Source organism: Pseudoalteromonas sp. APC 3355 (genome assembly GCF_030407615.1).
Taxonomy (GTDB): domain Bacteria; phylum Pseudomonadota; class Gammaproteobacteria; order Enterobacterales; family Alteromonadaceae; genus Pseudoalteromonas; species Pseudoalteromonas distincta.
In genome coordinates, this window is sequence record NZ_JASDDB010000003.1 from 357134 (window position 1) to 366793 (window position 9660).

General features: G+C 40.5%; 7 protein-coding genes. 3 read left to right on the plus strand and 4 right to left on the minus strand.

The features are described from left to right. Positions 1–762: 762 nt before the first annotated feature. Complete coding sequence (gene katG, locus QMA08_RS08005; protein ID WP_290174135.1) at positions 763–2943, plus strand: catalase/peroxidase HPI; 2181 nt, start codon at positions 763–765, stop codon at positions 2941–2943. A 102-nt stretch (positions 2944–3045) separates the two neighbouring features. Here the strand turns inward: katG and QMA08_RS08010 are convergent, their stop codons facing one another. Beyond that, a complete protein-coding gene (locus QMA08_RS08010) occupies positions 3046–3618 on the minus strand; it encodes a short-chain dehydrogenase (protein ID WP_290174136.1) in 573 nt (190 codons plus the stop codon). Positions 3619–3809: 191 nt separating this feature from the next. On the opposite strand from QMA08_RS08010, the gene arfB reads away from it, so the two are divergent. Beyond that, positions 3810–4223 (plus strand): alternative ribosome rescue aminoacyl-tRNA hydrolase ArfB, encoded by a 414-nt coding sequence (gene arfB / locus QMA08_RS08015; RefSeq protein ID WP_002959105.1) that lies wholly within the window; start codon positions 3810–3812, stop codon positions 4221–4223. A 125-nt stretch (positions 4224–4348) separates the two neighbouring features. On the opposite strand, the gene eat is transcribed toward arfB, so the two are convergent. The 3 genes from eat to QMA08_RS08030 are packed head-to-tail and all read right to left on the minus strand — an operon-like array spanning position 4349 to position 8102. Further along, on the minus strand, positions 4349–5752 hold the full coding sequence (gene eat, locus QMA08_RS08020; RefSeq protein ID WP_290174137.1) for an ethanolamine permease: 1404 nt from the start codon (positions 5750–5752) through the stop codon (positions 4349–4351). 59 nt (positions 5753–5811) lie between these two features. Then, positions 5812–6699 (minus strand): ethanolamine ammonia-lyase subunit EutC, encoded by an 888-nt coding sequence (gene eutC / locus QMA08_RS08025; protein WP_290174138.1) that lies wholly within the window; start codon positions 6697–6699, stop codon positions 5812–5814. Beyond that, a complete protein-coding gene (locus tag QMA08_RS08030) occupies positions 6696–8102 on the minus strand; it encodes an ethanolamine ammonia-lyase subunit EutB (RefSeq protein WP_290174139.1) in 1407 nt (468 codons plus the stop codon). Before QMA08_RS08030 ends, eutC begins: the two co-directional genes overlap by 4 nt. A 220-nt stretch (positions 8103–8322) precedes the next feature. On the opposite strand from QMA08_RS08030, the gene QMA08_RS08035 reads away from it, so the two are divergent. Continuing rightward, positions 8323–9279, plus strand: coding sequence for a helix-turn-helix domain-containing protein (locus QMA08_RS08035; RefSeq protein WP_290174140.1), 957 nt, complete (start codon positions 8323–8325; stop codon positions 9277–9279). The last annotated feature ends 381 nt before the right edge of the window (positions 9280–9660 follow it).

Below are 9660 nucleotides of genomic sequence, written 5' to 3' on the forward strand. Positions count from 1 at the left end.
TTAGCAATAATAGGGTAAAGCGTGAGCATATTACCCATGCTCAGGTAATTTGAGTAAAAATAGGCAAAAAAAACCAGCTCAAGGTGAGCTGGCAAAAACTGCTTAAAACAACAATATGTCGTAGGGATTCACAGGAGAACAACTTCATACTAACTGAATCTTTATGAACAAATACTTAATTCAATTCAACTAGTTAAAAATATAAGAATACTCAAAGTATTCGGTTTATAAAGTAAAGGTGCATTGGGCTTAAGTAATGCACCTTTATCATTATAACTATCTAACTACAATTTCATGGTGAAGGGGGGTATTCCAATGTGCGCTTTAGTAAACTAAAGCCACTTTCAAACCCTTCACATACCATTACGCCGAAATTTTTCAATTCGATCACAGGTCTAGTAAAAAGATTAAGGTTAATTCACCGATTTTAAAATTTTTATTTTGCGTAATACTTTATATGAGCGCCATCTGACTTTTTTACTATTATTTTAAACGCGACTTTAAGCCTATTGTTAAATACATCATTAACGTAAGGGCAATCAAAAATATAAATTGGAGCAATCGTTTTAAATAGTATGTTGAGGCTGGCGTAGCATAATTTATACGCCTATATTAAGGATACGTAAGCACTTAGGTAGGCACGCTGAGTAAAAAGTAAGCCTATTATATAAAAATAACCGTTACTTTTTAAAAAGTTATAAACACATAAGCAATAATACTGATTGTTTAAGTATTTTACTTTTCTATTTTAAGGATTTCACAATGAGCAAGCCAACAGCGGGTAAATGCCCTGTTATGCACGGTAGTAATTCAGTTGTTTCTAAAGTAAACACCGATTGGTGGCCAAACACACTCAACTTAGACATTCTTCATCAACACGATACTAAATCAAATCCATACGGTACTAATTTTAACTACGCAGAAGAATTTAAATCTCTAGATTTAGACGAAGTAAAAGCCGACTTAAAAACCTTTATGACCGACAGCCAAGATTGGTGGCCTGCCGATTGGGGCCATTACGGTGGTTTAATGATTCGTATGGCATGGCACTCAGCGGGTACGTACCGTTTATCTGATGGTCGTGGTGGCGCAAGTACTGGTAACCAACGTTTCTCGCCTTTAAATTCATGGCCAGATAACGCAAGCTTAGATAAAGCACGCAGACTTTTATGGCCACTTAAGAAAAAATACGGTAACAAACTCTCATGGGCCGATTTATTTATTCTTGCAGGTAACATGGCATACGAATCAATGGGCCTAAAAATTTATGGCTTTGCGGGCGGCCGTGAAGACATTTGGCATCCAGAAAAAGATATTTACTGGGGAGCTGAAAAAGAATGGTTAGCACCAAGTGATGAGCGCTACGACAATGTAGAAAAACCAGACACAATGGAAAATCCATTAGCCGCAGTACAAATGGGCCTAATTTACGTTAATCCGGAAGGTGTTAATGGTATACCAGATCCTCTTAAAACAGCGGCTCATGTACGTGAAACATTTGCTCGCATGGCAATGGATGACGAAGAAACCGCAGCATTAACAGTGGGCGGCCATACAGTGGGTAAAACTCACGGTAATGGTAAAGCAGAGCATTTAGGCCCAGAGCCTGAAGCTGCTGATGTACACGAGCAAGGTTTAGGTTGGAACAGCACCAAAGAAGGCGGCTTTGGTCGTCATACTGTAACTTCAGGCCTTGAAGGCGCATGGACCACACACCCAACAACATGGGATAACGGATACTGCCATTTACTTTTAAATTACGAATGGGAATTAACAAAAAGCCCAGCTGGCGCTCATCAGTGGGAACCTGTAAATATTAAAGAAGAAGACAAACCAGTAGATGTAGAAGATTCATCAATTCGTTTAAACCCAATGATGACCGATGCCGATATGGCCATGAAAGTGGACCCTGCGTACCGTAAAATTATTGAGCGTTTTTATAACGACTTTGAATACTTCTCTGATGTATTTGCACGCGCATGGTTTAAGCTAACTCACCGCGATTTAGGTCCTAAAGCATGTTACTTAGGTAAAGATGTACCAAGCGAAGACCTAATTTGGCAAGATCCAATTCCAGCAGTTGATTACACATTATCAGACGATGAAATCACAAGCTTAAAAGCACAGCTACTTGATTGCGGTGTAAGCGCGAGTGATTTAATAAATACAGCGTGGGATAGTGCGCGTACGTATCGTGGTTCTGATAAACGCGGTGGCGCAAATGGCGCACGTATTCGTCTAGCACCACAAAAAGATTGGCAAGGTAATGAGCCAGAGCGCTTAGCAAGTGTGCTTGGTGCCCTTGAAAAAGTACAAGCGGGTTTATCTAAACCAGTAAGCATGGCCGATTTAATCGTATTAGGTGGCACAGCGGCTGTTGAACAAGCGGCAAAACAAGCCGGTGTTAATGTAACAGTACCATTTGCACCAGGACGAGGGGACGCAACAGACGAAATGACTGATGCAGAATCGTTTGATGTACTAGAACCAATTCACGATGGCTTTAGAAACTGGCTGAAAAAAGATTACGCAGTATCAGCCGAAGAGTTATTACTAGAGCGCAGCCAATTAATGGGCTTAACAGCACCAGAAATGACTGCACTTATGGGCGGCATGCGTGTACTAGGCACAAACTACGCAGGCACTAAACATGGTGTATTTACTGATAATGTAGGCACGCTATCTACCGACTTTTTTGTAAACCTAACCGACATGGCCAACAACTGGAAGCCACTAGAGCCAGGTATATATAATATTGTTGAGCGCAAAACAGGCACCATTAAATGGACTGCCACACGCGTAGATTTAGTGTTTGGTTCAAACTCTATTTTACGTGCCCTAAGTGAGTTTTATGCACAAGACGATAATAAAGAACGTTTTGTACATGACTTTGTAAATGCATGGGTAAAAGTAATGAACGCAGACAGGTTCGATCTTAAATAATCTGTACGCTAAATAAAAACGGGGGAGTATTGAATACTCCCCCGTTTTTTATGCGTTTTAATTTCACGGCTAGATAAGCCCGCTTTTTTAAAGCAATAAAACTTATAAAAGTGCAAAAAGCTTTTGTAGTTGTGGCATATATTCGCTCACAAGTTCAAGGTTGTTTTCGCTTACTAAAGATTCTGTAGACTCCTCAGCTGCGCTTGATGACTTACCAAACGAACCCATTAATGAGCTAGCGCCTTTATCTTTAGCACTTTTCATACTTTGAAAACCGCTCATTACTTTATTAGCAGTTTCTTGATTATCAGCCGAAAGGCCCGACTTAAGATTTTCGATATAAGCCATTGATACTTCAGAACCTACAGTTACTAGCTGCTCTGGCGTAAAACCGTAACGGTTTGTCACACTCGCAAAGCTTTTGTATAGGTCTTGTTCTTTAATCATGCTTAATGCACTGTTAGCTAAAGAGCTTTGTTCGCCAACACTTTGATCTGCAGAACCACCTAGCATACTTGCTAAATCTAAGTCTTTTAACGACTCTTGGCTGCTTGCCCAGCTCGTTACAGCTGGCAGTGCTTTCATATAGCTTTGAAGTTGACCTTCGTTAATATCCTCTGCAAGGCTTGAGAAACTCATCGCTAATAAGCTAAGTGATACAAGTATTTTTTTCATTGAGCATTTCCTAGTATTAAAGTAGTGCCAATTAGAAACTAATAAGCAACACTTGCCAACACAAAATAAAATATTGGCTGATTTATAGTACAATTTATGAGAATTTATTTAAGTTCTAAGAATTTAGTTGATTCACCACAAGCTAATGTACTGATGATATAATGTATTTTTGACAAATAGAGCTGAACACAATGTTAACAATTTCAAATACTGTCACTATCGATGAATGGGAACTAGAGCTCACAGCTATTCGTTCGCAAGGTGCCGGTGGTCAAAATGTTAATAAAGTCGCAAGTGCAATTCATTTACGTTTTGACATTAACCGCTCTAAATTACCTGACTTCTACAAAGAACGCTTACTTGCCTTAAATGATACAAGAATTACCAAAGACGGCGTCTTAATCATTAAAGCGCAAAGCCACCGTACCCAAGAGCTAAATCGAGAAGATGCCCTTAAGCGTTTAAAGGATTTAATTCTTAGTGCTACGGTAGTTAATAAAGCGCGTCGAGCCACCAAGCCCAGCCGTAATTCACAGCGAAAGCGCATGGACAAAAAAACCAAACATGGGCAAAACAAAGCACTACGCGGCAGCATAAAGTTTTAGCTTTAAATGGTATTAATAAAGTAGAGAAGGGGCTTGATGTTTACATGCAGGCACTATTTTTACACCGTGTTGCTTGTATAAAAATATAAGTGAGGGCTAGCCTCACTTATAATAACTATTAATATTTACTTAGCCATTTCTAAATCAGATTCTGCATCTGCCAACATTGCAAACTCTTCATCAGCGCTTTTAGCAACTAAGTGTTTGGAGCTGTAGCCAAAGTAATATACGGCGCCCACAATAAACAGCATCATAGTGTATAAAAATGCACGAGGGTCGAACGCATACACACCGGTTAATGCTATAAGCGAAAGCACTAAAGCAATACTTGAAGTTATTACACCACCAGGGGTTTTATACGGGCGAGGTAAATCAGGTTGTTTAACGCGTAGCAAAATATAGCTCAGTGCCATTAATGCATACGATACCGTTGCACCTACTACAGCCATTGCAAGTATTAAATCACCCTCGTCACTAAGTGATACTAAAAAACCAAATACGGCAGGTACAATCAACGCACGTGCTGGCACTTTGCGATTAGTCGTAATCGACAACGAACGCGATAAATATCCGGCTCTAGATAAAGCAAACACTAAGCGACTATAACCATAAATAATAGAGAAAAACGAAGCAACTAAACCCGCAAGCCCTAATATATTTACTACAGTTGCTAAGCCCTCACTACCCGATGCATTTAATGCATCAACCAAAGGTACAGCACTTGCGCCCATTGCAGCAGCACCGCCAGCGCCAGGCACTAAAACAACAACTAAAAAAGCAGTAAATAACAAAAAGATCATTGCACCAATAATGCCTTTTGGCACATCTTTAGCGGGATCTTTTGCCTCTTCTGCAGCAAGCGGTACACCTTCTACCGCTAAAAATAACCACATGGCAAACGGTAATGCAGCCCAAACCCCGTACCAACCTAAAGGTAAAAACTCACTGGCTCCCACTGCATCAGTTACGGGGACGTCAAATAAGCGTGATGCATCAAAATTTGTAATTAAAACAAAAGCCGTTGCAATAATAGCTAATACTGCTAAACCACTTATTACCATCATTACTTTAAGTGCTTCTCCTACGCCTGCTAAATGAATTCCCACAAATAGTAAGTAAAATAATGCATATACCCATGGTCCATTAAACCCAGTGAGGGCTTCAACTGCAGAGCCTATAAAAATAACAATAGCAGCGGGCGCTAAAGCGTATTCAATTAATACCGCAAGCCCGGTTAAATAGCCTCCTGCTGGTCCCATAGCTTGGCGCGCAAAACTATAACCACCGCCTGCTGCAGGTATTGCAGCTGACATTTCAGCAAGCGACAATACCAGCGCCAAATACATAACTGCCATTAACACTGCAGCAATGGCAAAGCCACCCCAACCCGCTTCGGCAATACCAAAGTTCCAACCTGCAAAGTCACCCGATATTACATACGACACACCCAAACCTGCGAGTAATAACCACCCCGCAGTACCCCGTTTTAACTGTCTTTTAGCAAGGTACTCTGTATTATTAGTAGACATAACCCTTCTCCGTTGATGTTTAGTTTTTATTGTTTTATTTCACGTGTTTTTAATTAAAATTACTCAGCAATTAAAAAGTTAGTGGTTGAAACCTGATGCTCAATTACATCATCTTGTGTACGGTCTTTTAAATTAACCCCAGTTAGTTTTAGTTTTTTAGCTTCACGTAATAAGTACAGCGCACGCCTAGCCGCTTCTGTATAAGGTAGGCCTGCTGGGCGAATATTTGATATGCAATTACGACATGCATCGTTAAGTCCTGTTTTAGGCTCCCATGTTAAATACAAGCCAAGGCTATCTGGCGAACTAAGTCCTGGGCGCTCTCCTATTAACACCATAACCACCTGCGCATTTAGCAACTCACCTATATCGTCGCCAATTGCTACTCGCCCTTGCTCAACCAAAGTAATGGGGGCAATTTTAAATTGCTTGTCTGTTGTAAGGTGCGCTAATAGCTCTGTTATAAATGGGCATGCATTTTTTTGTACCGCCAACGAGGAGAGTCCATCAACCACTACAATCGCTAAATCGTATTTAGCCTGTGTAGTGTGCTTTTGTTTATTCATATAGCTGAGAAGTATTTGCCTACCATTTTCATCAAGCTTGCGGCCTAAATCGGGTCGCTGAAGGTAAGTAACCCTGTCAACTGCTTGGCTTTGTAAATGCAGGGGAGGGGCAACCTCTTTTAATACGCTAATACTGCCTAGTTGATCAGTCATTTCGTTAATATCAAGCGGAAAACTCACTGCATCGCGCGCTTGTGCATGAGATAGCTGAAAAGCCAGCATTTCTGAGGTTGGCAAACTTATACCCGCACGCCCAAGCCCAATACGCGCGTCGGTAAAACGGCGTAAATCACTCCAAGGGTTATGCACTACATTACCGTTATTCTTATGCTCGTTTACTGAGTCATCTAAAGGACTGTTCTGTTTTGAACGTGATTTCATGAACCACCTCCAGTAATTGCACTCAGAGGTTTAGCAAAAGCGGGAGGCAAGGTATCTGAAAGTGTAATATCGGAAGTGCTTTGCATTATTTTCATTTTGCTTAGCCATGCTTCAAACTCGGGGGCAGGTCTGGAGCCAAGTACACGGCGAACATATAATGCATCATGAAACGACGTAGTTTGGTAATTAAGCATTATATCGTCAGAGCCAGGTATTCCCATTACAAACGAGCAACCAGCAACACCTAATAGCGTAAGCAAGTTATCCATATCGTTTTGATCAGCCTCTGCATGATTGGTGTAACACACATCGCATCCCATCGGTATGCCTAGTAACTTAGCGCAAAAGTGATCCTCAAGTCCTGCTCGGGTAATTTCTTTACCATCAAACAAATATTCAGGGCCAATAAACCCCACCACGGTATTTACCAGTAACGGGTTAAACTTACGAGCAACTGCATAAGCGCGAGCTTCGCACGTTTGCTGATCAAGCTCATGATGCGCATTTGCTGAAAGCGAACTGCCTTGCCCAGTTTCAAAATACATCACATTATTGCCAACAGTGCCACGCTTTAAACTCAAAGCGGCATCTTGCGCTTCAGCTAAGGTATTTAAATTAAAACCAAAACTTGAATTAGTAGCCTCTGTGCCACCAATCGACTGAAATACTAAATCAACTGGTGCGCCAGCTTCTATACATTCAATGGTGTTAGTAACATGGGTGAGTACGCAACTTTGGGTTGGTATGGCGTACTTTTGAATAACATCATCCATTAACGTCATTAATTTAATGGCTTGGGCAACGTTATCGGTTGCTGGGTTTATACCTATTACTGCATCGCCATTACCGTATAGCAAACCATCAAGCATGCATGCAGCAATACCATTAATATCGTCAGTTGGGTGATTTGGTTGTAAACGTGTAGATAAATGCCCGGGGAGGCCAATAGTATTTCTAAAAGCACTCGTAACATGGCACTTTTTAGCAATTAATATGAGATCTTGATTGCGCATTATTTTGCTAACTGCAGCAGCCATTTCGGGCGTAATACCTTGCCTTATACTTGCAAGTACAGCAGGTGTTGCAAAGTCACTTAAAAGCCAATTACGAAAATCGCCTACGGTTAAATGTGCAATAGCCATAAAGGCATTTGCATCGTGCTCGTCAATAATTAAGCGTGTAATTTCGTCATCTTCGTAGGGAATAAGTACCTCATTTAAAAATGTTTTAAGAGGTACATCGGCCAATGTCATTTGTGCCACAGCACGTTCTTGTGCTGATTGTGCAATTACGCCCGCTAAGCGATCACCCGAACGCTGCGGTGTAGCTTTAGCCATTAACTGGGCTAAGTTCTTGAATTTATAAGTATGTGTACCTAAAGTGTAACTGTACGCTTGCCCCATGATTTACTCCACATAACTAATATGATCAACCTTGGTATAGGTTTTGCTGCATCTTTAGCTATAAATCAATATTGAATAGTTACAAGACAGCTTATTTTGTACCAAGTAACTATCGAATTTCGGCAAAAGATTATTTATTAATCCAATTCAATTGGTTACACACGCAAAGCGGTGTTAACTTAAGCATAATGAAAGTGTAACGAAAAAGAGCATCCCCGATATGGCGCAGCAAAGTAGCTTCAGCGCACCACTAAAGAGCAAGGTGCAAACACACGATATAGACGAGCAAGCGTATAGCCTTACTCAATGGCAGCAAAAATACGATCAAATGAGCGACGGCAGCTTTTATGGTTGTATTGAAGAAACGGATTACGCCAATATTCATGTGTTTAAAGAATACACTGAGCGAGCGCTTCGTCAGCAATGTAACATAGCCCCTAATTCGGTTTGGCTTGGCATTCCTTGTCAGTCGCAGCAAAGTAAAATTAATGGTTTAAGTGTGGCAAGTAATCAATTTATGTGCCGTACAAGTGATAATGACTTTGAGCTGATAACCCCTGAGCAATTTAATATTTATGGTTTGGTAATCGATTGGAATTCAATTGAATATATGGCGCAGCTACAAGGCGTAACATTGAAAAACCTATCATCTGCCCAATCAGCTCGCTTATCGGTGAGTAACTCATCATTGCAAACGGCAAGGCAAATAATTAATAGCATGGTTGTAGGCAAGGGCTTTGGACTTAAAACCGAATCGCAACAAGATATGCTAAACATGTTGGCACTACACTTATTACAGGCAGATAATCCACAACAAAATATTGCGCCAAGTTACAAACACCGAAAAGCCGTAGTAGATAAAGTAAAAGATTACGTGGCCACAAATCCACAAAACCCAATAACCATAACCGAGCTGTGCGAGCTTGCTTTTGTAAGTAGGCGCACACTTCAATATAGTTTTGAGAGTATTTTAGGAATTAACCCTTTGCGGTTTTTACGTTTAACACGTTTAAATAATGTAAGGCGGGAACTAAAAAAACCAAACCAAGATAAGCCCATTTCAGTAATAGCAGCCAATTGGGGATTTTGGCATGCGGGACAATTTGCTAAAGATTACACGCAACTATTTGGTGAAAATCCATCACAAACAGTTAAAAATAATAGTTTTAAAGGTTAAAAACTACACTTCTAACGTGAGTATAAACACTTGTAGATGCGCAGCTTGCTGGCGTTTAAAAGCACCGCTTTTATATTTAATCGGATGCATTAGTAAATAAGTCACCTTCTACAGACCATACTCTAACTTGAGTATAAGCACCTGTAGACGCGCAGCTTGCTGGCGTTTAAAAGCATCGCTTTTACATTTAGTCGGATGCATTAGTAAACAAGTAATTAAATCACCACCGAGAAGTAAAGGAGAAAACAAGGAGCAGTGACTAAGATTACTCGTGTTTTCTCTGTGTAGCGCACAGCGCCTCGGTGGTGAAATATCATATAACTTAAACAAATGGACTTTGTCTGCTCATTTACTCCTCTTTTTCTTCTCTTTGTGCGTTCA

Coding starts and splice junctions, on each gene's coding strand:
- katG (WP_290174135.1), top strand. CDS start 763: ATGAGCAAGCCAACAGCGGGTAAATGCCCTGTTATGCACGGTAGTAAT.
- QMA08_RS08010 (WP_290174136.1), bottom strand. CDS start 3,618: ATGAAAAAAATACTTGTATCACTTAGCTTATTAGCGATGAGTTTCTCA.
- arfB (WP_002959105.1), top strand. CDS start 3,810: ATGTTAACAATTTCAAATACTGTCACTATCGATGAATGGGAACTAGAG.
- eat (WP_290174137.1), bottom strand. CDS start 5,752: ATGTCTACTAATAATACAGAGTACCTTGCTAAAAGACAGTTAAAACGG.
- eutC (WP_290174138.1), bottom strand. CDS start 6,699: ATGAAATCACGTTCAAAACAGAACAGTCCTTTAGATGACTCAGTAAAC.
- QMA08_RS08030 (WP_290174139.1), bottom strand. CDS start 8,102: ATGGGGCAAGCGTACAGTTACACTTTAGGTACACATACTTATAAATTC.
- QMA08_RS08035 (WP_290174140.1), top strand. CDS start 8,323: ATGGCGCAGCAAAGTAGCTTCAGCGCACCACTAAAGAGCAAGGTGCAA.